This is a genomic window from Bradyrhizobium sp. 149 (assembly GCF_023073915.1).
In the GTDB taxonomy this organism is placed as follows: Bacteria; Pseudomonadota; Alphaproteobacteria; order Rhizobiales; family Xanthobacteraceae; genus Bradyrhizobium.
Window position 1 is genome coordinate 111,832 of record NZ_JADPKK010000009.1, and the last position, 20,014, is coordinate 131,845.

The following is a 20,014-nucleotide window of genomic DNA, read 5'->3' on the forward strand; positions in this document are numbered from 1 at the left end:
GCTGCCGTGTTCGTCATCACCCCAGCGACACCCCCGCCTTGGCGCGGCTGATCCCGAGGGTCAGAATGCGTTGAAGGAGGTCCGGATATTTGAGCCCGGCATGTTGAGCCGCCGTGGCGAATTCCTGGCTCTTGGCGATTTCAGGGTTGGGATTGGCTTCGATGAAATACGGCGTGCCGTCGGCGGTGAGACGAAAGTCGATGCGCGCGTAGCCGTCGAGACCAAGCGTCCGGTAGATGCGTTTCGCGGCCCTCTGGATCTTGGCGGTCACTTCCGGCGCCAGATCCTTCGCAGGCCCGTCGACGATGCCGACCTTCTCCTGATAGTCGGTGTCGTGCTTGGCCTTCTCCGTGGCGATGTGCCGTGACGAGCGGCCGCCCATGCTGCCGAATTTCAACTCCCAGACCGGCAGAACGCGTAAGCGATTGTTGCCGAGCACGCCGACGTAAAGCTCTCGTCCCTCGATGAACTGCTCGGCGATGGCGGCGGATTCGACCCGCTCGTGGATGAAGGCAACCCGCTCCGCCAGCTTCTCGTCGGTATCGACGATCGACGCTTGCGAGATGCCGAAGGATCCATCCATGTTCAGGCTCTTGACGATCAGCGGCAGCGCAAGACGCGTCGGGCGCTTTACCTTGCGGCGCATCGGGAAGACCGCAAAAGCCGGTGCGGCAATCCGGCGGTGATGCACCAGCGTCTTGGACAAATCCTTGCCGCGCGCCAGGGTCAGGCCGCGCGGATTGCAGCCGGTATAAGCGACCTTCATCAGCTCGAGATAGCTCGCAATGTGCTGGTCAAAGGCGACGTTGTTGTGGAATTCCTCCAGCAGCGTGAAAACCACGTGCGGCTTGAACTCCTCGATCGCCTCGCGCACCGGCTTGATTTCCTCCTGCGCGCCCAATGGGCGAACCTCATGGCCCGCCGCGCGCAAGGTGCTCACTACGTCGTATTCGGTTTTCCACGCGTTGATTTCCTGCGCGGTGTGTCCGTCGCTGGAGTCCGGCGGCACGAAGTCCGGATGCATGAGGACCAGAATGCGCAGACGTCTCATAGCGCGATCCATTTTCGCCGAGACGGGCCAAACATCGTGTGCATCGTCTTGGCGGTCACGAGAACGGTAAAATCGAGAACAAGCTTCGGTTCGGGACCGACGGCGCGCAGGTCCAGCTCGCGGCAGCGAGAGATCATCTCGTCGAGCACGGCATCGAGTGTAAGCTGATTCTCGCCCGTCCATCGCGCCACCAGCTGCCTGATATGGGCGCGGTGCCGCCGGATCAAGGCCGAAGCCGGCTTCGACCGGTGATGCCGCGGATCGGCCGAAAATAGCCGGGAGAGATCGCGGTCGTAGGTCTTCGGAGGTGTGAAGGTGTAGAACGCCTGCTTCTTCTTGTAGTGGGCTTCGAGCGTCTGGCTGAGCCGACCCAGCGTATCGACACGCTCCCGCGTCGTGATCAGCGGCCGCTTTCCCGCGATCTCGCCCATCAGCTCGTCGACATATTCGAGCTTCTTCAGTGCCGGCCAGCCGGCATAGCGCGTCCGCCAGTTCGAGCGCGGCCGCAGCCACACCGCAAAGGTCTCGGCGAAATCCTCGTCGGGATGGCTCTGCGCATACCACAGCCGCAGATGCTGGACGTAACGCCGGCTGGCCGGATTGGGCCGGTAATAGCGTGGATAGTGTTTCGACGAGGGGCCGAACAGTTGCTGCCAGCGCCGGCGGCGCTGCAATTGGTAGCCGTGCTGGATCGCATGGCCCGCTTCGTGACGGAGGATGGCCATGCACTCCCGCCATGTTCCGCCCTCGACGTCGAACATCATCTTCTTCTCGAGCTTCATCAGGCGCGGATGAGCGAGATAGAACGGAATGGCGATGCCGGGAACGCCGCCCGGACTGAACCATTCGCTCGACATCCACGTGTGCGGCCGCAGCCGGATATCCCGTTCTTCCAGCTCCTCATAGAGCGTGCTGACGCAGTCCTCGAGCCAGGTGCCCTCGACCGTAACCCTCAGGCTGGAGAGGCGTTGCTTGAGCAACTCGTCATCCGACAGCTTCTCCCAGGCAAATTTCCGGCGTGGCATCGGGCATCCAGAGGGCAGAGATGACTCGGGATTCGGATGATGTCATGGGCGGTCGTCGGCAACAATGGGCAGCGGCGGCGGGTGAGGCCGTGGGCAAGGCGAAGCGTGCCCACCGTCTTCATGGCCGCAATAAAAGGTGGACACGGCGGGTTGCGCCCTTTGCCCACCCTGCGATGTCCCGGAAGCGGGCCAGGCAAGAAATCACAAGCAAGAAATTCAGTCGAACAGGCTCGACACCGACTCTTCCGCGGCGGTGCGCGCGATCGCGTCGGAGATCAGGCTGGCGATCGGCAGCGTGCGGATGTTCGGCGCCTTGCTCACCGCGTCCGTCGGCAGGATCGAGTCGGTGATCACGAGCTCCTTCAGCCTGGAGTTCGTGATGCGCGCGGCCGCGCCGCCGGAAAGCACGCCGTGGGTGATGTAGGCGTAGACGTCCTTGGCGCCCTTGGCGATCAGTGCGTCGGCCGCGTTCACCAGCGTGCCGCCGGAATCCACGATGTCGTCGATCAGGATGCAGGTGTAGCCGGCGACGTCGCCGATCACGTTCATGACCTCGGATTCGCCGGCACGTTCGCGGCGCTTGTCGACGATCGCGAGCGGCGTGTTGATGCGCTTGGCGAGGCCGCGTGCGCGCGCGACGCCGCCGACGTCGGGCGAGATCACCATCGTCTTGGAGAGGTCGAACTTGTCCTTGATGTCGCGCACCATCAGCGGCGCCGCGTAGAGATTGTCGGTCGGGATGTCGAAGAAGCCCTGGATCTGGCCGGCATGCAGGTCGAGCGTCATGACGCGGTCGACGCCGGCCTGGGTGATCAGATTGGCGACGAGCTTTGCCGAGATCGGCGTGCGCGAACCCGATTTGCGGTCCTGCCGGGCGTAGCCGAAATAGGGCAGCACCGCGGTGATGCGGCGTGCCGAGGAGCGGCGCAGCGCGTCGGTAATGATCAGCAATTCCATCAGATGGTCGTTCGCCGGGAACGAGGTCGACTGGATGACGAAGGCATCCGAGCCGCGGACGTTCTCCTGGATCTCGACGAAGATCTCCATGTCGGCGAAGCGCCGTACCACCGCCTTGGTCAGCGGCAGGTCGAGACCTTGCGCGATGGCCTGTGCGAGAGCCGGATTGGAGTTGCCGGCGACGAGCTTGATGGAGCCGTTCTTGGCCGACATGGACGCTTCCTCCCGCGCTTTGCTGGACACGATGTTCAACATCAGAGAATACCCACTGGAAGCACGGTTACGACGGGCGAGGAAATATCAGGCCGGGGGCTGCAATGGCAACCCGGGACGCTACGTTTTCCCTGCGAAATCCCGAGTCCGGCCAACGGTTTGCCCGGAAGTTGGGCCCGTGGTTTCGCGGGGGTTATCGCTCCGCATAGCCGAGCGCCGAGGCCGGCATCTCGGCCGCCGGAGCCTCTAGGATCACGCTCGCCACGGCCGGCCCGCGCAAGCCGGGAGCGGAGCCCGGCGCATCCGGCGCGCCGTTGATCATGTTGGAAAGTCCGCTGAATCCGGCCTGGGCGATCTTCCGCAGCACGAGGTCGTCGGCGGCGCCCCAGGGGTCACGTCCACCCCTGGCCGCGGTCGGTTCCTCGCCGGAAAGGCGCAGCGCGCGCTGCTGGTTGGCGTCGTAGACGTCCCAGACCCAGGCGATCACGGTCTTGCCGCGCACGATCTGGGCAGAGAGGTAGCTGCGCACGCGGTAGGCGGCCGTCCCCTCGCGGGAGACCACGGACAGGCTGCGCAGCTTGGATTCGCTGTCGAGCACGCCGACCATGCGGTCGAACACTTGCGGCGGCGGCCCGTCGATTGATTCGAATGCGACCGTCGCCCCGGATCCGGCGCTCGGCGCCATCGCATAGGAGTTCGCAGCACCACCGCCACCGGCACAGCCGCCAAGCGCGGTCGCAGCCGCCAGCAGCATGATCGCCAGCACCCGCGAACCCGCGCGGCGCAAGATGAATGACGCGTCCCTCATGAGGAGGGCAGCGATATCGTTAAAACGCATTAACGTCTAGGGCGGGAGCACCGCAGGCCACAGTCATCGCGCCGGGCTCATCGCCCCGGAATGACGCGGCGTTGCCCTTGTGTTCACGCTTCGAGCGCGATCGCGTGAACGTGACGGCCGTAATCCGGCTCCTTGCGATGCACCGAGCGGCGGTAGCTGAAGAAGCGTTCGTCGGCGTAGGTGTCCAGACCAAGATCGTCGATCATCAGGATGCCTGCGGCTTCCAGACGCTTCCGGATGAAGCCGGCGAGGTCGAACATCGCGTGGCCCTCGCGCACCGACGGGATGAAGAACATGGCGTTGTCCGCATCCGCGTCGATGAAGCGCGCCACGAATTCATTGCCGACTTCATAGCTGTCCTGGCGGATCAACGGGCCGATCGCGGCGATGATGCCGCTGCGCGTAGCGCCGAGTTTTTCCATCGCTGAAATGGTCGACTCCAGCACGCCGGTGAGCGCGCCCTTCCAGCCGGCATGCGCGCCCCCGATCACGCCCGCGTTGGGATCGACGAACAGCACGGGCCCGCAATCGGCGGTGGAGACGCCGAGCGCGATGCCGGGCACCTTCGTCACCAGCGCATCGCCCTTCGGCCGCGGCCCGCCCGGCCACGGGGTGTCGGCGACGAGCACGTCGGGGGAATGGATCTGGTGCAGGCTGAGAAAGCGTTCCGGCGCGACGCCGACATGCTCGGCCATGCGGCGGCGGTTCTCCGCGACAAGGGCCTGATCGTCATTGGAGCCGAGCCCGCCGTTCAGCGCGGAATAGATGCCGTCCGAGACGCCGCCTTCGCGGGTGAAGAAGGCGTGGCGCAGACCGGGCACCGCCGACAGCAGCGAGGAAGCAAGGCTCATGAGGCGCCTCCGGCGCGTTCGAGATCGCTGAGGCCGGCGATACTCGTCAGCCGCCGCTCGGAGATGCCGAGCACCTTGAACATCGAGCCCATGCCGCTGCGTCCGGTATCGGTCAGGCGCTTGAGTGCGATCGAAATATCGGTGGCGACGTCAGGCGTCGCCTTCTGCATCAGCGCGGCTGCACGGGTTTCGATGCCGACGCGCTTGAGGAAATCGCCCTGCGTCACCGGGCCGTGCACGCGGGCGCCGACATCCTCGGCCGCGCGCGCGAGCGCCTGGAAATCGACATGGGCGGTGACGTCGGCCTGGCCCGGCGCCTTCAGGGGATCGGTGAAGGAGTGGCGCGCGATCGCCTGGAAGGTGTCGCCGGCATCGCTGCGCAGATGGCCGTAGTCGACGATCAGCGCCGCGCCGTCCTGGTCGCGCACGCGCGTCGCGAGCTTCATGATCTCCGCATCGGGCCGCCATTCGAACACGGCCCCGACGGGCGCTGCGCGTACCAGAGACGGCAGCAGCACCTCGAAGCGCGGCGTCGGCTCGGAAGCCGCGCCGAACTGAAGTTTTCCGTTGGCATCGATCTCGATCACGCGCTCGTGCCAGCCGTTCTCGTGACGGACCATCTGGTGGATCGGCAGCACGTCGAAATATTCGTTGGCGAGGATGATGCTCGGTCCCTCGGGCACGTCGTCGATGCTGTCGTGCCAGGCGATGTTGCGCACGCCCGACAGCGTCGCATTCTGTCGTTCGCGCAGGACGGGATTGACCTCGACCATGTGGATGTGAAGCGCCTGGTACAGCGGCGGCAGCACGCGGAGCGCGCGTAGCGCATCCGCCATCATGGTGCCGCGGCCGGGGCCGAGTTCGATCAGCCGCAGGAATTGCGGCGAGCCCATCTGCTTCCACACCGAGGCGGTCCACAGGCCCAAGAGCTCGCCGAACATCTGGCTGACCTCGGGCGCGGTGGTGAAGTCACCTTCTCGTCCCAATGGATCGCGCGAGACGTAATAGCCATAGCGCGGGTGCATCAGACACAGTTCCATGTACCGCCAGACCGGCATGGGGCCCGAGGATTTGATCAGCGCCTTGATCTCGTTGAGTAGCGGCTGTTCGGTCACGGTCTATCTTCTCGAAAGGAATTAACTGATAGCCTTTGCGGGCTGCGGCGCACCGCGCCTCACTGCCAATACAATAAGTATGAGGCCTACAATAAGCATCGGGATCGACAACAGCATGCCCATGGTTAATCCGCCCCAGAGAAAGCCGAGCTGGACGTCCGGTTCGCGGAAATGCTCGCCGGCGATCCGGCTCAGACCATAGATCAGGATGAAGGCGCCGAGGATCATGCCCGGCCGCTTCAGGGCACCGAAGCGGATCATGATCGCGAGCACCGTGAACAGCAAAATGCCCTCCATGCCGGCCTCATAGAGCTGGCTGGGATGGCGCGGTAGCTGGGCGGGGTCATTGGGAAAAATCATCGCCCAGGGCAGCTCCGGGTCGGTGGCGCGGCCCCACAATTCGCCATTGATGAAATTGGCGATGCGGCCCAGCAGCAGTCCGACCGGGGCGACGGCGGTGGTGATGTCGCCGAGCGACAGGATCGAGATGCCGTTGCGATAGGCGAACCACATCACCGCGACGACGCAGCCGAGGAAGCCGCCGTGGAAGGACATGCCGCCTTCCCAAAGCCTGAAGATCGCGGCGGGATGCTCGATGAAGAAGGGCAGATTGTAGAACAGCACGTAGCCGGTGCGGCCGCCGAGGATGATGCCGAGCGTGACCCACAGAATGAAGTCGTCGATCTGCAGCAGCGACATCGGCGCCGGACCGCCCCACAGGCGCTCTTTCTTCAGGAGCGAGCGCGCATAGAGCCAGCCGAATACGATGCCGCAGATATAGGCCAGCGCATACCAGCGGATCGCGAACGGACCGATCTCGATCGCGATCGGCTTGAAGGCGGGAAAGTCGATGAGCAGAAAGGGCATCGCGCCTTCTATGTCTAGACCAGATTGCGGCGATAGAGCGCCAGCAGACGCTCCCAATGCCGCTCGGCGGCGTCGCGGTGATAGACCGGACGCTTGGGAAAGGCGAAGCCGTGATGGGTGCCGGGATAGATCTCGACCTCGGCTTTGGCGCCGTTCATGCCCTGCTTCACCTTCTCGATGATCTCGGCGGGCGCGTAGATGTCGGTCTCGGCGCAGGCGAAATAGAGCTCGGCCTCGGTCCTGCCGGCGGCGAGATGCGGGCTGTCGTCCTGGTCGGTTGCTAGCTGCGTGCCGTAGACCGAGGCGGCGGCCTTGACGCAATCGGGAAAATGCGTGGCGGCGTTGATAGCGTAGCGGCCGCTCATGCAGTAGCCGACGGTGCCGACGACATCTGTGTTCGCCGCGGTCCTGCCCTCGGCATAGGCGAGCAGTGCTTTGGTGTCGTCCATGACCATGGGGATCGTGAGCGAGCCCATCAGCGCGAACATGCGCTTGCGCTCCGGCGCGTTCGGATCGGCCGGCAGCGCGCCGAGCTCCATCACGCCCGAGCGGTAATAGAGGTTCGGCAGCATCACGTAATAGCCGGAGGTCGCGAGCCGGCGCGCCATGTCACGCAGCTCTTCGCGGATCGCCGGCGCGTCCATGTAGAACAGGATGACCGGAAACGGCCCGCCGCGTTCGGGATGGCTGATGAAGGTGGCGGTGTGACCGTCCTTGGTGGGGATCGCGATCTGCTGATCGATCATCTTGAGCGCCTTTGTACTTCTTCTTATGCAGGGACGTTGAGTACGATTGCAAGGAAACCGGGGCATGACAAGGATGCCGCCGATCGGCTCTTGAACCGGCCCGATCGGATTGCCATTGTCTTTCCGCGCGCTCGCGCAGAGTTCATCGAAAGCCGCCAGGAGACCGAAATGACCCAGACCAACAACCGGTTTTTCGACGAGATCGGCCGCCTGATGAACGACGCCGCCGGTGCCGCGCAGGGCGTCAAGCGCGAGTTCGACACGGTGATGCGCACCCAGGCCGAAAAATTCCTGCGCGACATGGATCTGGTCAAGCGCGAGGAGTTCGAGGCGGTCAAGGACATGGCGCGGCTGGCGCGCGAGGAGAACGAGGCGCTGAAGGCACGCATCACGGCGCTGGAGGCCAAGCTCGGCGGGTAACTCCGGCGGCTCCATCGGGTCTATCGGGTTCCGCCCGGCGGCCCATTCTCCTTGTCATTTCCGCGTCTTCCGGGTAAAAGCCCGCCACGTCCGCGGCCCCCGCACCCCTGGAGGCTTGCTGCGGCGTATGCCATGGGCCGCCTTGCGGCCCATTAACTTTTGCAAAAACAAGGACTTAACGTTATGGCGACCGTCAAGGAATTGAAGGCGACCGCACGTCCGAAGAGCGGCAAGGGGGCCGCCCGGGCTGAGCGTCGCGCCGGGAGAGTGCCCGGAGTGATCTATGGCAACAACCAGCCCCCGCTGACGATCTCGATCGAAGATCGTGAACTGCGCACGCGCATCCTCGCCGGCCGCTTCCTGACCACGCTGGTCGACATCGACCTTGAGGGCAACAAGCACCGCGTGATTCCGCGCGACTACCACCTCGATCCGGTCAAGGATTTCCCGATCCATGTCGACTTCATGCGGCTCGGCGAAGGCGCCACCATCCGCATCAGCGTTCCCTTGCACGTGGTGAAGGCTGAGGGTTCGCCCGGCGTGAAGCGCGGCGGCGCCGTGAACATCGTTGCGCATGCGATCGAGCTCGAGTGCGGCGTGGAGAACATCCCGCAGTTCATCGAGGCGGATGTCGGTTCGCTTGAAATCGGCCACTCGCTGCATCTATCCGACATCAAGCTGCCGGCCGGCGTGAAGGCGCTGACCTCCGAGGACGCGACCCTCGTCACCATCGTGCCGCCGTCCGGCTACGCCGAAGAGCAGAAGGCTGCGGCTGCTGCTCCGGCTGCGGGTGCTGCTGCTCCGGCCGCTGGTGCTGCCGCTCCTGCTGCAGGTGCTGCTGCTCCGGCCGCGGCTGCCAAGGCTCCGGCTGCCAAAGCTCCCGCTGCCAAGGCTCCCGCCGGCGGCGACAAGAAGAAGTAACTCTCAAAGCCGGCGCGCGGTCCCTGACCGCGCGCCGAGCGAGGGGCGCGCCGCGTCATGCGACTCTTTGTTGGGCTCGGCAATCCCGGCGCGAAATACGCACGCAACCGGCACAATATCGGCTTCATGGCCGTCGACGTGATCGCACGGCGTCATGGTTTCGCGCCCTGGCGCCGCAGGTTTCAGGGCGAGACCTCGGAAGGTTCGCTCGGCACTGAGCGCGTGATCCTGCTCAAGCCGACGACCTACATGAACGATTCCGGCCGCAGCGTTCAGGAAGCGGCAGGCTTCTTCAAGATCGCGCCGGGCGACGTCACCGTATTCCATGACGAACTCGAACTGCCGCCGGGCAAGGTGCGGGTGAAGATCGGCGGCGGCATCGCCGGCCACAATGGCTTGCGCTCGATCTCCGCCCATATCGGCAACGACTACCGCCGGGTGCGGCTCGGCATCGGTCATCCCGGCGTCAAGGAACTGGTGCACGGCCACGTGCTGTCGGACTTCGCCAAAGCCGACAACGACTGGGTAGCGACACTCTGCGACGCGGTGGCCGAGCACGCGGGATTGGTTGCCAAAGGCACGGACGCGACCTTCGCCAACAGGGTGCACCTCGCCATGCAGGCGAAGGGATTTTTGACCAAGGACGACAACGGCAAGGAATAACGCTCGTGGGATTTAAATGCGGGATCGTCGGATTGCCCAATGTCGGCAAATCGACCTTGTTCAACGCGCTGACCGAGACGGCCGCGGCGCAGGCGGCGAACTATCCGTTCTGCACGATCGAGCCGAATGTCGGCGAGGTCGCAGTGCCGGATCCGCGGCTGGAGAAGCTCGCAGCCATCGCCAAGTCGGGCCAGATCATTCCGACCCGACTGACCTTCGTGGACATCGCCGGCCTCGTGCGCGGCGCGTCAAAGGGTGAAGGCCTCGGCAACCAGTTCCTCGCCAACATCCGCGAGGTCGATGCCATCGCGCATGTCGTGCGCTGCTTCGAGGACTCCGACATCACCCATGTCGAGGGCAAGATCGCCCCGCTCGCCGACATCGAGACCATCGAGACCGAGCTGATGCTCGCCGATCTCGACAGCCTCGAAAAGCGCGTCGACAACCTGTCCAAGAAGGCCAAGGGCAACGACAAGGACGCCAAGGAGCAGCTCGACCTCGTCAATCGTACGCTGGTGCTGCTGCGCGAGGGCCAGCCCGCGCGCCTCGTCGAGCGCAAGGCGGAGGAGGAGCGCGCCTTCGGGATGCTCGGCCTGCTGTCATCCAAGCCGGTACTCTACGTCTGCAACGTCGAGGAAGGCTCGGCCGCATCGGGCAATTCGTTCTCGAAGGCGGTGCAGGACCAGGCCGCCAAGGAAGGCGCCATTGCCGTCGTCATCTCGGCAAAGATCGAATCCGAGATCGCCACCATTTCACGTGACGAACGCGCCGATTTCCTGGAGACGCTGGGTCTCGAAGAGGCCGGCCTCGATCGCCTGATCCGCGCCGGCTACACGCTGCTCGACCTCATCACCTATTTCACGGTGGGCCCGAAGGAAGCGCGCGCCTGGACCATCCATCGTGGCACCAAGGCGCCGGGCGCGGCCGGCGTGATCCACACCGACTTCGAGAAGGGTTTCATCCGCGCCGAGACCATCGCGTATGAGGACTACGTCGCGCTGGGCGGCGAAGCCGGCGCCCGCGATGCCGGCAAGCTCCGCCTCGAAGGCAAGGAATACGTCGTCGCCGACGGCGACGTGATGCATTTCAGGTTTAATACGTAAGATCAGCTTGTCGTTGCCGGGCGCGCGAAGCGCGAGCCCGGATGACGGCTACCGCAACCCGCCGCCCTGATCCCTGATCGCGCCGAGGTGCTCGTTGATACGGAAGATGATCAGGATCAGCTCCGCGAGGATGCGCGAGAACACGATCCCGACGACGACGCTCGCGATCGACGATAGCAGCGTCAGGAAGCCGCCGAACGGGCTGATCGCCATCATCGCGAGGCCGGAGAAGATGCCGGAGAGGCCGAACAGGCAGATCAGCGCGATCACCAGCCAGTAGAAGGTCTTGATGATCGTCGGCGTGATGAAGCGGTCCCATTGAAACAGGTCGCTGAATGAAAACATTGCTCTCCCCAGGGCAATTCAGGTGGTGTCAAAACGGGCCTTGCAAGTGGATTCCGGCCCCCGGTTGATCCGACTCAAGACCAACGCCGGCGCGTCGAATGTAGCACGAGCCATGCAGGCCGGCGGGTTGAGATTGCCGCAAAGTGCGGCCACAATCTGTCATTCCCTCAAACCTTTCCCAAGATGACCCTGACCTTCGAAGATTTCCCGCCCGGCCGGTTCGGAACATTCGGCCCGCGCCATGTCACCCGCGACGAGATCCTGGCCTTCGCTGCCGAGTTCGATCCCCAGCCGATGCACCTCGACGAGGAGGCCGCCAGCAAAAGCATGTTGCGCGGCCTGTCCGGCTCGGGCTGGCATCTCTGTTCGCTGATGATGCGGATGATGGCCGACGGCTTCATTACCCGCGCCGCCTCGCTGGGATCTCCCGGCGTCGAGGAGGTGCGCTGGCTGTCGCCGCTGAGACCCGGCGACGACCTCATGCTCGACGTCGACGTCGTGGAGGCTCGCACCTCGAAGAGTCGTCCGGAGCTCGGCATCGTCAAGTTCAAATGCGCCGTGCGTAACGCTGGGGGTGATGCGCTGTGCGAGATGACCTCGCCGATCCTGATCAAGCGGCGCGAGGGGGCGGTCTAATGCCGTTTTTCGAGGAGATCGAGATTGGGCATCGCCGCGAGATCGGCGCCTATATTTTCACGGCGGACTCCATCAAGGCGTTCGCCGCGAAGTTCGATCCGCAACGTTTCCACCTCGACGAGGAGGAGGGCAAGAACTCGCTGTTCGGCGGGCTCGCGGCCTCGGGCTGGCATGTCGGCTCGGCCTGCATGAGCCTGCTTGTCGCCGACGGCCAGCGTCTGGCGCGGGAAGCCGCTTCGCGCGGCGAGGAGGTCGCGGTGTGGGGCCCGTCGCCGGGCTTTCGCGACCTGCGCTGGATCAAGCCGGTGCTCGCCGGCGACATCGTCACCTACGTCAACGTCGTCATCGACAAGCGCAGCTCCGCCTCGCGACCCGGCTGGGGCATCCTGACCGCGCGCACCACCGGCACCAACCAGCGCGGCGAGGACGTCTACGCCATCACCGCCAGTGCCTTCGTGCCGATGCGTGCGAACGGCGGTTAGATCCGTTCCAAGATGAACGGCGAAAACAGCGTGCGAGTGTTGCCTCCGCGCTATGGACGCGATTCCGGGTGGCTGCCATAAGCCTGCGCAACATGGTTTTCCCGCGAAGCAGTTGGCGGAACCATCGAGTTGCTAACCAATTATGAACCTGTCGCTGTCTATTTGAACGATCTGGGCAGAGTACAGGGGACGAGGACCATGGCAGACCGCGGCGCACTCAAGCTGGTCGGATTTATCTTTGCTACCGCGACGCTGGTTGTGATGCTGGTCGCTGGCATGGTGGTGAAGGGCTACGCCGACGGCGCCTACACTCTCGAAGCTTCGACCGTGGAAGCCGCCCGGTAAGACTTCGTTAACTCCGCGGGGCCGCAACGCGGCCTCCGCCTCAGCGGCTATAGACGAACGCCAATATCGCGATCGCAACCGCCAGCAATCCGACAAAGCGCAGCATGATCGTGCCGAACTGGTTCGGCGCGGGCCGCAGCGGTATCGGGTCCGTGTTGTCGGGCCGAATGCTTTCCATCTGAAATGTCCCCAGGCCCGGCCGCGATGGCTGTGGGCGCCTGGCGTTAGTCGCCGGGAGGATGCGGGAAGTTCAAAGTGGTGGCGAGGGAGAGCACATATCCCACGAATCAAAACCGCCGCGCCCCTTTCGGAACGCGGCGGCTGATAATGCGGGATTCAGCGATCAGCTGTTGCGCAGGCCATCGGCGGCGCGCTTCCACTGCGAGACGTTGTCGGCGATCATGCGGGTCGACTTCATCGCGGCCTGGCTGAGCTGGGCGTAGCCGGAGATCTCGCGCTGGACGCGCTGGCCTTCGGCATGAAGCAAGTCGCGCAGGCTTTCGAGCTCGGAGATCAGATTCTCGATCTCGGCGAGCGAGGTGCCGGCGACGCGCTGGATCAGCGAGTTGACATTGGTGACGGTGGCCTCCGCGCTCGGATCGAGCGGCGGCGCGTCCGTGGTCGTCGATGCCGGACGGCGCAGATAGGCGATGTCGTTGCGGACGAAGTCACGGATGCCGGCTTCAACTTCCGTAACTGCGGCGAGGTCGGTGTCGACCGTCTCGGTCTCGGTGGTCTCGGTCTTTTCCGGGCGCATGGCGTTCATCGTTGTTCCCCTGTTCGCGTTGAGCGCAGCGCGAGTGTCCCCCGCACGACGACGTCGGTCAGGACTAGGGCGTCGGATTTTGGCCGCAACTTGGCCGAGGTGCGGCAAGGGCGGTCCATTCGGGGGCTTTGCCGTGGCGTATGGTTACGAGAGTCTGAACGCGGCCCGCGGAGAAGAACCCATCTCCTCATCAGGATGAGGGGAAAGAGTGGGGCCTGGCTACCAGCTCTTCTTGAAACCCGCCGTCAGGCTCTTGTTGATCGTCCCTTGCGAGGTCTCGCCGACCGAACCCGAGACGGTGACGTTGTCGAACAGCTTTTGCTCGGCACCGACCTTGCGCAGCCATTTGTCATCGGTGGTCGACAGCGACTGGCCCGCGGTGATGCTGGTACCGGTGTCGGTGAGGGTGACCTTGGCGGACTGGTCGGTCCCGTAATTGCGCGTGATGTGACCACCGACGCCGGGGAGCGCCGTGGTGCCCTGCTGGTTGACGCTGTAGCCGTTCTGGAGTGTCAGCGAGGTATCGCCCGACAGCGGCACCGACTTGATCAGCGACGCCCCGAGCTTGCTCTGTTCGGCGCCGGGATCGACGCGGGCTTCCACCGCGGTCTTGTCCCAGATCGCGCCTGCGCCCGGGGCGGTCGCGGCCGCCCACGCGCTGCCGGACGACTGAGGCACGCTGCCGCCATTGGTGGCCTTTTGTGCCAGGAGCTCGGACATCGTCCGCGGTTCGCTCGTCACCGTCATGTCGGCGCCGATGCGGGCGTCCCAGAATGAGGATACCGACTGCTTCACCGTCACCGCCGAGGAGCCGTTGGCGTTGGCGTTGGTCGCCCAGTTCAGCCCGTCCTTGGCGGCGGCCTGCGCGCGCTTCTTGGCGGCGATGGTGTCGTTGAGCGTGCCGGCGTCGATCGCCAGCTGGCCCCAGTCGAGCTTGTCGATGTCGATGCCGCTGAGCACGTCGGGGTCGTTGCCGTCGGGGGCCTCCGCCGCTTCGGCGTCCTCCTCGGGCACCGCGGCCGTGGGCGGAATGATCTGCGCCGAAACCGTCAGCACCGATCCCAAGATGAAAACGGCCGCCAGCACCGGCAGCCTGGCCCAGCCAAACCCTGTCGAGAATTCCATCGTCCTGCCCGTCAGCCCAATTCGCGCACAGGATGCGGAACCATCGTTGCGGAATTGTGGCGGTTCCATCAAACGCGAACCAACGGGCCGCGCGAAAGGCGCGCGCCCGATGGCGAGCTTCTCCACGATTGCATCCGGCGGGGCTGGAGGCCAGGACGCGTCGCGGGGAGCATCAGCCATCGGTCCCGAACAGCGGGGCCCGTTGGTGTCCCCTTTCAGCCGACGCTGGTCATCTTCGGCAGATGAATGGCGCGGCCGAGCGCCTGCTCGACCAAATCAAACGTGTCGATCAGCACGCGCAGGCTGGTGAGCTTGCCGGCCCTGAACTGGGCGAACTGCGCCACCCGCAGGCTGATCGGCTTGCTGGAATCCAGCGCGGTGAGCGAATAGCGCAGCATCGAGGCGGCGGAATCGACCCCGAGCATGATGCTCTCGCGGTCAAAGCGGCGGACCTGGAAATTGTCGGCGAGTTGATGAATGACGTCGAGCACGGCATCCTTGCCCTGGCGCGCGCCGAGGAACGGAAACATGTCGATCGGGCCGTACAGCGCCCACTCGACGTCCTCGTCGATCAGGGCTTCGATGTCCTCGAAATGCCGGTCGTTGATCGCGCGGTGCAACGCGCGCGAGAAACGCCAGAGGCTGTGCTCTGTCATTTGGGCAGTCCTGAAGCTGGCTTGCGAAAAAAACGAAAAACAACCCCATGCGCACAGGAAAGGTGCCGCAGGGTCGCTCAACTCATTTGTATACGAACAAAATACGCTGTTTCGGCCAAAACGCAATTCACGTTTTCGCAATGCACAATTGATCGCGGCTTGTGAGATTTACAACAGGACCCCGTATTTTACCGGTCTCGCCCGGTCGGAGAGCGATCTACGCCCCGTCCACCCGCTGGCCCACGATCAATGGTCCGATCTCACGTTCCAGCACTTGCTGCACCAGATCGTAGGAATCGATGATCTCGCGGATCTGCGCGACCTGGCCGTTGCGGCCATGTCGACCTGAATGATGCGGTCGTTGCTGCGCTTCCTGAAGAACACGCGCAAATAGGCTGCCACCGTGTCGCCCTCGGCGACGATCTGCGGCACCTCGTAGCGGATCTCGGCGTATCGCTCCTGCACCGTGCGCCAGAACTCGCCAAGCTCGTTCTTGCCGTGGCAGGGGCCCATGTGCGGCAGCACGTCGATCGGCGCGTGGGTGAGGAAGTCGACGTCGTCGGTGCAGCAGGCGAGCGCAGCCTGGAGATCGCTGCGCGCGATGGCATCGAGCAGATGCAGCACGCGCTGGCGATTGAGCTGCTCGACCGTCATTCCGCCCGTCCTTCGTTGGCCGTGTGGAGTTTGCGCAAAGCTAACGCGCGGCCTCGGACACCGGCAATCCGCAAACCACAGGGATGTTGCAGACGATATGACGCGCTAGCGCAATGCCAGGTTCATGGCTGCAATCGGGGGTTGATAGATCGCGCGCCTGCACGAGTTCACGCAAGCGTTGGGCCGGCTGCAGGGCGCGCGAAGCACAGCGGGCGCAACGATGCGAGGCGGCCGGGAACCGTGACCGGCCTGCGCCCGTTGAGATCGCGACACCGCATCCGGAGATATCGATCCATGAAATCCCTCGCCGCCATCGCCGCCGTACTTCTCATCTGCGGCGTGACCTCCGCCGCCAACGCCAAAGGCTGCATCAAGGGCGCCGTCGTCGGCGGCGTCGCCGGCCACTATGCCGGCCATCACGGCGTGCTCGGCGCCGCCGCCGGCTGCCTGTATGGCCGGCATCATGCCAAGGAGCGGCAAGAGCAGGAGAGGCGGCAGCAACAGCAGAGCCAGGTGAACGGGCAGGGCAAGCTGTAATCCCTCGTCATTCCAGGGCGCGCCCCTCGTTCCGGCAGAGGAAATGGGCGTGACGCGTCTCACATCAGCCCTCCCTGATCGCGGCTAAAATCATCCGCATGTCATCAGGGAGACGTGCCATGGCCGCCATCGCCAGAGTCAGAAAGTCCAGCCTGCACAACGCGCTCGAACGCCTGGCGCTGACCGCGACGCTGCAGAGCTTCCCGACCTTCGCCGCGGCCGCCTTCCTGCTCAAGCTGGTCGGCAATCACGATTTGGTCGGTGATCCCGGCGTCGCCATCTTCGTCGCCATCGCCTCGCTCGCCCATGCGCTGCTCGCGGTGACCTTCGGGCCGAGCTTCCCGGCCTTCTTCAAGACCGTCTACGAACCCAAATTCTTCGAGGCCCATCTGTCGCTCGCCGACAAGATCACCGCATGGCGCACCCAGCCGGTCGCCTCGCTCCAGCTCGTGACCATCGTGCTGCTGCTGTCGGTGATGGCGGTGGTGACGGCGAGCGTGGGGTGAGGGGCGTTCCCATCATTCTCGAGCGCCCCATCCATAAACATGGACGGCGCCGGCGCTCTGCGCCGCCTACCTCTTCTTCCACCCACCCCTATGCCCCGGCGCCCCTCCGCTCGACCGCGGCGATGGCCCGAACTCCGGCCCCGACTGCTTTGAGTCCGTTGGCTGGATGATCCGGCTTTCGCCGCCGAACGGCTTTGACGGCAGCGCGCGGTCGGCGCGATAGGGCAGCGATTCCGGGCCGTGCATCTCGTCCAGATGCGGCTTGTGCACCTTCGAGCCGCTACCGCCGCTCGCCTTCAGCGCGGAGCTCACGGTCTTTTTCTTCATGGCGCTGACGGGCAGGTTTGCCGCGTCGCCGTATTTCTTCGCTCCCGCATAGGCGCCCGCCTTGCCCTGCACGGCGCGCTGCTTGACGGTGGGGTCGTCGACCACGGCGAGCTCGGTGGCGCGCAGGCGCTTGACCTCGTCGCGCAGGCGGGCGGCTTCCTCGAAGTTCAAATCGGCGGCAGCCTCGCGCATCCGTGTTTCCAAATCGCCGAGCACGGCTTCAAAATTGTGGCCGATCGAGATGACATCGTCGGTCATGTCGTGGCCGCCGATCTCGACCAGCACATGATCGCGCTCGTAGACGCTGTTCATGATGTCGCCGATCGACTTCTTGATGCTCTCCGGCGTGATGCCATGCGCCGTGTTGTACTCGACCTGCTTCTCGCGGCGACGGTCGGTTTCGGCGATGGCCCGCTCCATCGAGCCCGTCATCTGGTCGGCATAGAGGATCACCTTGCCGTCGACATTGCGCGCGGCGCGGCCGATGGTCTGGATCAGCGAGGTCTCGCTGCGCAAAAAGCCTTCCTTGTCGGCATCGAGGATCGCGACCAGCGCGCATTCGGGAATGTCGAGGCCTTCGCGAAGCAAATTGATGCCGACCAGCGCGTCAAAGGCGCCAAGGCGCAAATCGCGGATGATCTCGATGCGTTCGATGGTGTCGATGTCGCTATGCATGTAGCGGACGCGAATGCCCTGCTCATGCAGATATTCGGTGAGGTCCTCCGCCATGCGCTTCGTCAGCACCGTGATTAGCGAGCGATAGCCGGCCTGCGCGGTGGCGCGAACCTCGCCGACGAGATCGTCGACCTGGGTGCGGGCGGGGCGAATATGGACGGGAGGATCAATTAGCCCCGTCGGGCGGATCACCTGCTCGACGAACACGCCGCCGCTCTCGTTGATCTCCCAGGCGCTCGGCGTGGCGGAGACCGCGACCGTCTGCGGCCGCATCATGTCCCATTCCTCGAAGCGCAGCGGACGGTTGTCCATGCACGACGGCAGGCGGAAGCCATATTCGGCCAGCGTCGCCTTGCGGCGGAAGTCGCCTTTGAACATTGCGCCGATCTGCGGCACGGTGACGTGGCTCTCGTCGGCGAACACCAGCGCGTTGTCGGGCACGTATTCGAACAGCGTCGGCGGCGGCTCGCCGGGCAGCCGCCCGGTGAGATAGCGCGAATAGTTCTCGATGCCGGCGCAGCTTCCTGTCGCCTCCATCATCTCGATGTCGAAGGTGGTCCGCTGCTCCAGCCGCTGCGCTTCCAGCAGGCGGCCCTGGCCGTGGAGCTGGTCGAGCCGCATCTTCAATTCGGATTTGATCGACTTGATCGCCTGCACCAGCGTCGGGCGCGGCGTCACATAGTGCGAATTGGCGTACATCTTGATGAATTCGAGCTCGTCCTGCTTGTGGCCGGTGAGGGGATCGAACTCCTCGATGCTCTCGATGGTGTCGCCGAACAGGTTCACGCGCCAGGCGCGGTCCTCATAGTGCGCCGGGAAGATGTCGATGACGTCGCCTCTGACCCGGAAAGTGCCGCGGGTAAAATCGGCCTGGGTGCGCTTGTATTGCAGGGCGACGAGGTCGGCGATGAGCTGGCGCTGGTCGATGCGCTCGCCCTTCTTCAAGGCAAAGGTCATCGCGGTGTAGGTTTCGACCGAGCCGATACCGTAGATGCAGGATACCGACGCGACGATGATGACGTCGTCGCGTTCGAGCAGCGCGCGGGTCGCCGAGTGGCGCATGCGGTCGATCTGCTCGTTGATCGAGGAGTCCTTTTCGATGTACGTGTCCGTGCGAGGCACATACGCTTCCGGCTGGTAGTAGTCGTAATAGCTGACGAAATACTCGACCGCGTTGTCGGGGAAGAAGCTCTTGAACTCGCCATAGAGCTGGGCGGCGAGCGTCTTGTTCGGCGCCAGGATGATGGCGGGGCGCTGCGTCGCCTCGATCACCTTGGCCATGGTGTAGGTCTTGCCCGAGCCGGTGACGCCGAGCAGCACCTGCGAGCGGTCGTTGCGCTGGATGCCTTCGACCAGCTCGGCGATGGCGGTCGGCTGATCGCCGCGGGGCTCATAGGACGATTTGATCTCGAAGCGCACGCCGCCTTCGGACTTTTCCGGGCGCGGTGGCCGATGCGGGGTCCACACCTTGGTGGAGCCGTCGTCCTTGCGGAACTCCGGTCGGCCCTCGCGGATCAGCGACTCCAGTGCCTCGGCGGTCGCCTTGACGCCGAGCGCCTCCATCTTGCTGCGCGGCGGACGCGCCAGCGCTTCGGCATCGTCCTCCTCCGTGGGAAGGCCGAGCTGGCGCGCCAGTTCCGGATCGAGCGTCGGTATCGTGGCCGCGGTTCCGTAATTGGCCTGCGGTGCCTCATCGAAGCCCGCGTTGCGGGCCCCGGGCGGCTGCGGATTGGGTCGCAGCGGCATCGGCCGCGCATTGTCCTGCGGAAATTCCTTCGGCGTTGAAGCCCGCGCGCGATGCGCGGCGGCCTCGCCCCCGGAGCGGCGATCACGCGAATTGTCCGGCGGTGGCTGCAGGCCGGTGCCCGATCCGAGCCCGGCGTCGCCGCGATTGATCGCGGGATTGAGCAGCTCGGCCAGCGCCGGCCCGATCGGCTGCACGTCGGGGCGTGACGCCTTTGAATTTGGCGCCTTGGAATTTGGCGCCTTCGAGTTCGACGCCTTGGTCCTGGGGGATTTGCCGGATTTTTCGGAGGATGCAGGGTTCTTCGCCATGCTCCGAATATGGGGCGAGTCCGGCCCTCAGGAAAGGGCGAATGCCCGTCCCGGATCAGACTGCTGACAGCAGGTTGGCAGCAGGCCATAGGATCACCGAAGGTCTCGGGATCACGGAAGGTGTTGGGATCACGA

23 protein-coding genes and 1 pseudogene are annotated in these 20,014 nt (G+C 64.6%); 9 read left to right on the top strand and 15 right to left on the bottom strand.

What is annotated here, in order from left to right:
• Window positions 1-16: 16 nt before the first annotated feature.
• The 8 genes from IVA88_RS03025 to IVA88_RS03060 all read right to left on the bottom strand — a co-directional run bounded on the left by IVA88_RS03025 (window position 17) and on the right by IVA88_RS03060 (window position 7,663).
• Window positions 17-1,051 carry an ATP-grasp domain-containing protein gene (locus IVA88_RS03025; RefSeq protein ID WP_247495817.1) on the bottom strand — a complete coding sequence of 345 codons (1,035 nt, stop codon included), beginning with the start codon at window positions 1,049-1,051 and terminating at the stop codon, window positions 17-19.
• Entirely contained in the window at window positions 1,048-2,076 is a 1,029-nt protein-coding gene (locus IVA88_RS03030; RefSeq protein WP_247495818.1) for a putative zinc-binding metallopeptidase, read from the bottom strand. The genes IVA88_RS03025 and IVA88_RS03030 overlap by 4 nt, the downstream gene beginning before the upstream one ends.
• Before the next feature lie 216 nt (window positions 2,077-2,292).
• Window positions 2,293-3,246: a ribose-phosphate pyrophosphokinase gene (locus IVA88_RS03035; protein WP_247495819.1), complete on the bottom strand. Its 954-nt coding sequence runs from the start codon at window positions 3,244-3,246 to the stop codon at window positions 2,293-2,295.
• 193 nt (window positions 3,247-3,439) lie between these two features.
• Window positions 3,440-4,054: a hypothetical protein gene (locus IVA88_RS03040; RefSeq protein ID WP_247495820.1), complete on the bottom strand. Its 615-nt coding sequence runs from the start codon at window positions 4,052-4,054 to the stop codon at window positions 3,440-3,442.
• A 113-nt stretch (window positions 4,055-4,167) separates the two neighbouring features.
• Window positions 4,168-4,935, bottom strand: coding sequence for a peptidoglycan editing factor PgeF (gene pgeF / locus IVA88_RS03045; RefSeq protein ID WP_247495821.1), 768 nt, complete (start codon window positions 4,933-4,935; stop codon window positions 4,168-4,170).
• Window positions 4,932-6,050, bottom strand: a complete 1,119-nt coding sequence (locus IVA88_RS03050; RefSeq protein WP_247495822.1) for an SAM-dependent methyltransferase — start codon at window positions 6,048-6,050, stop codon at window positions 4,932-4,934. The genes pgeF and IVA88_RS03050 overlap by 4 nt, the downstream gene beginning before the upstream one ends.
• 21 nt (window positions 6,051-6,071) lie before the next feature.
• Entirely contained in the window at window positions 6,072-6,917 is an 846-nt protein-coding gene (lgt, locus tag IVA88_RS03055; RefSeq protein ID WP_247495823.1) for a prolipoprotein diacylglyceryl transferase, read from the bottom strand.
• 14 nt (window positions 6,918-6,931) lie between these two features.
• Window positions 6,932-7,663, bottom strand: coding sequence for a dienelactone hydrolase family protein (locus IVA88_RS03060; protein ID WP_247495824.1), 732 nt, complete (start codon window positions 7,661-7,663; stop codon window positions 6,932-6,934).
• A gap of 168 nt (window positions 7,664-7,831) precedes the next feature.
• Here IVA88_RS03060 and IVA88_RS03065 point away from each other — a divergent pair, with 168 nt between their 5' ends.
• From IVA88_RS03065 to ychF, 4 genes are all read left to right on the top strand, one after another.
• Entirely contained in the window at window positions 7,832-8,083 is a 252-nt protein-coding gene (locus IVA88_RS03065; protein WP_011090176.1) for an accessory factor UbiK family protein, read from the top strand.
• Between the two features lie 183 nt (window positions 8,084-8,266).
• Window positions 8,267-9,004, top strand: a complete 738-nt coding sequence (locus IVA88_RS03070) for a 50S ribosomal protein L25/general stress protein Ctc (protein WP_247495825.1) — start codon at window positions 8,267-8,269, stop codon at window positions 9,002-9,004.
• Window positions 9,005-9,061: 57 nt separating this feature from the next.
• Window positions 9,062-9,667: an aminoacyl-tRNA hydrolase gene (gene pth / locus IVA88_RS03075; RefSeq protein ID WP_247495826.1), complete on the top strand. Its 606-nt coding sequence runs from the start codon at window positions 9,062-9,064 to the stop codon at window positions 9,665-9,667.
• Between the two features lie 5 nt (window positions 9,668-9,672).
• Window positions 9,673-10,770 (top strand): redox-regulated ATPase YchF, encoded by a 1,098-nt coding sequence (ychF, locus tag IVA88_RS03080; RefSeq protein WP_247495827.1) that lies wholly within the window; start codon window positions 9,673-9,675, stop codon window positions 10,768-10,770.
• A 48-nt stretch (window positions 10,771-10,818) separates the two neighbouring features.
• Here the strand turns inward: ychF and IVA88_RS03085 are convergent, their stop codons facing one another.
• Entirely contained in the window at window positions 10,819-11,115 is a 297-nt protein-coding gene (locus IVA88_RS03085; RefSeq protein ID WP_247495828.1) for a DUF4282 domain-containing protein, read from the bottom strand.
• A gap of 183 nt (window positions 11,116-11,298) precedes the next feature.
• Here IVA88_RS03085 and IVA88_RS03090 point away from each other — a divergent pair, with 183 nt between their 5' ends.
• From IVA88_RS03090 to IVA88_RS03100, 3 genes are all read left to right on the top strand, one after another.
• A complete protein-coding gene (locus tag IVA88_RS03090; protein ID WP_247495829.1) occupies window positions 11,299-11,751 on the top strand; it encodes a MaoC family dehydratase in 453 nt (150 codons plus the stop codon).
• Window positions 11,751-12,233 carry a MaoC family dehydratase gene (locus IVA88_RS03095; protein ID WP_247495830.1) on the top strand — a complete coding sequence of 161 codons (483 nt, stop codon included), beginning with the start codon at window positions 11,751-11,753 and terminating at the stop codon, window positions 12,231-12,233. Before IVA88_RS03090 ends, IVA88_RS03095 begins: the two co-directional genes overlap by 1 nt.
• A 198-nt stretch (window positions 12,234-12,431) precedes the next feature.
• Window positions 12,432-12,578: a hypothetical protein gene (locus IVA88_RS03100; RefSeq protein WP_247495831.1), complete on the top strand. Its 147-nt coding sequence runs from the start codon at window positions 12,432-12,434 to the stop codon at window positions 12,576-12,578.
• 40 nt (window positions 12,579-12,618) lie between these two features.
• On the opposite strand, the gene IVA88_RS03105 is transcribed toward IVA88_RS03100, so the two are convergent.
• From IVA88_RS03105 to IVA88_RS03125, 5 genes and pseudogenes are all read right to left on the bottom strand, one after another.
• Window positions 12,619-12,756: a hypothetical protein gene (locus IVA88_RS03105; RefSeq protein ID WP_187437467.1), complete on the bottom strand. Its 138-nt coding sequence runs from the start codon at window positions 12,754-12,756 to the stop codon at window positions 12,619-12,621.
• Window positions 12,757-12,921: 165 nt separating this feature from the next.
• Window positions 12,922-13,344: a hypothetical protein gene (locus tag IVA88_RS03110; protein WP_247495832.1), complete on the bottom strand. Its 423-nt coding sequence runs from the start codon at window positions 13,342-13,344 to the stop codon at window positions 12,922-12,924.
• A gap of 219 nt (window positions 13,345-13,563) precedes the next feature.
• Window positions 13,564-14,469 carry a hypothetical protein gene (locus IVA88_RS03115; RefSeq protein WP_247495833.1) on the bottom strand — a complete coding sequence of 302 codons (906 nt, stop codon included), beginning with the start codon at window positions 14,467-14,469 and terminating at the stop codon, window positions 13,564-13,566.
• Between the two features lie 215 nt (window positions 14,470-14,684).
• Window positions 14,685-15,125 (bottom strand): nuclear transport factor 2 family protein, encoded by a 441-nt coding sequence (locus IVA88_RS03120; RefSeq protein ID WP_247495834.1) that lies wholly within the window; start codon window positions 15,123-15,125, stop codon window positions 14,685-14,687.
• Between the two features lie 217 nt (window positions 15,126-15,342).
• A pseudogene (locus IVA88_RS03125) lies at window positions 15,343-15,779 on the bottom strand (nuclear transport factor 2 family protein).
• A 294-nt stretch (window positions 15,780-16,073) separates the two neighbouring features.
• Here IVA88_RS03125 and IVA88_RS03130 point away from each other — a divergent pair.
• Entirely contained in the window at window positions 16,074-16,316 is a 243-nt protein-coding gene (locus IVA88_RS03130; protein WP_247495835.1) for a hypothetical protein, read from the top strand.
• Between the two features lie 119 nt (window positions 16,317-16,435).
• Entirely contained in the window at window positions 16,436-16,822 is a 387-nt protein-coding gene (locus IVA88_RS03135; protein ID WP_247495836.1) for a hypothetical protein, read from the top strand.
• A 66-nt stretch (window positions 16,823-16,888) separates the two neighbouring features.
• Here IVA88_RS03135 and uvrB read toward each other — a convergent pair whose 3' ends face one another.
• Window positions 16,889-19,879: an excinuclease ABC subunit UvrB gene (gene uvrB, locus IVA88_RS03140; protein WP_247495837.1), complete on the bottom strand. Its 2,991-nt coding sequence runs from the start codon at window positions 19,877-19,879 to the stop codon at window positions 16,889-16,891.
• Window positions 19,880-20,014 lie beyond the last annotated feature (135 nt).

Coding starts and splice junctions, on each gene's coding strand:
- IVA88_RS03090 (WP_247495829.1), top strand. CDS start 11,299: ATGACCCTGACCTTCGAAGATTTCCCGCCCGGCCGGTTCGGAACATTC.
- IVA88_RS03100 (WP_247495831.1), top strand. CDS start 12,432: ATGGCAGACCGCGGCGCACTCAAGCTGGTCGGATTTATCTTTGCTACC.
- IVA88_RS03120 (WP_247495834.1), bottom strand. CDS start 15,125: ATGACAGAGCACAGCCTCTGGCGTTTCTCGCGCGCGTTGCACCGCGCG.
- IVA88_RS03070 (WP_247495825.1), top strand. CDS start 8,267: ATGGCGACCGTCAAGGAATTGAAGGCGACCGCACGTCCGAAGAGCGGC.
- IVA88_RS03095 (WP_247495830.1), top strand. CDS start 11,751: ATGCCGTTTTTCGAGGAGATCGAGATTGGGCATCGCCGCGAGATCGGC.
- IVA88_RS03115 (WP_247495833.1), bottom strand. CDS start 14,469: ATGGAATTCTCGACAGGGTTTGGCTGGGCCAGGCTGCCGGTGCTGGCG.
- pgeF (WP_247495821.1), bottom strand. CDS start 4,935: ATGAGCCTTGCTTCCTCGCTGCTGTCGGCGGTGCCCGGTCTGCGCCAC.
- IVA88_RS03025 (WP_247495817.1), bottom strand. CDS start 1,051: ATGAGACGTCTGCGCATTCTGGTCCTCATGCATCCGGACTTCGTGCCG.
- IVA88_RS03105 (WP_187437467.1), bottom strand. CDS start 12,756: ATGGAAAGCATTCGGCCCGACAACACGGACCCGATACCGCTGCGGCCC.
- IVA88_RS03060 (WP_247495824.1), bottom strand. CDS start 7,663: ATGATCGATCAGCAGATCGCGATCCCCACCAAGGACGGTCACACCGCC.
- IVA88_RS03085 (WP_247495828.1), bottom strand. CDS start 11,115: ATGTTTTCATTCAGCGACCTGTTTCAATGGGACCGCTTCATCACGCCG.
- lgt (WP_247495823.1), bottom strand. CDS start 6,917: ATGCCCTTTCTGCTCATCGACTTTCCCGCCTTCAAGCCGATCGCGATC.
- IVA88_RS03030 (WP_247495818.1), bottom strand. CDS start 2,076: ATGCCACGCCGGAAATTTGCCTGGGAGAAGCTGTCGGATGACGAGTTG.
- IVA88_RS03040 (WP_247495820.1), bottom strand. CDS start 4,054: ATGAGGGACGCGTCATTCATCTTGCGCCGCGCGGGTTCGCGGGTGCTG.
- uvrB (WP_247495837.1), bottom strand. CDS start 19,879: ATGGCGAAGAACCCTGCATCCTCCGAAAAATCCGGCAAATCCCCCAGG.
- IVA88_RS03035 (WP_247495819.1), bottom strand. CDS start 3,246: ATGTCGGCCAAGAACGGCTCCATCAAGCTCGTCGCCGGCAACTCCAAT.
- IVA88_RS03130 (WP_247495835.1), top strand. CDS start 16,074: ATGAAATCCCTCGCCGCCATCGCCGCCGTACTTCTCATCTGCGGCGTG.
- pth (WP_247495826.1), top strand. CDS start 9,062: ATGCGACTCTTTGTTGGGCTCGGCAATCCCGGCGCGAAATACGCACGC.
- IVA88_RS03135 (WP_247495836.1), top strand. CDS start 16,436: ATGGCCGCCATCGCCAGAGTCAGAAAGTCCAGCCTGCACAACGCGCTC.
- IVA88_RS03110 (WP_247495832.1), bottom strand. CDS start 13,344: ATGAACGCCATGCGCCCGGAAAAGACCGAGACCACCGAGACCGAGACG.
- IVA88_RS03065 (WP_011090176.1), top strand. CDS start 7,832: ATGACCCAGACCAACAACCGGTTTTTCGACGAGATCGGCCGCCTGATG.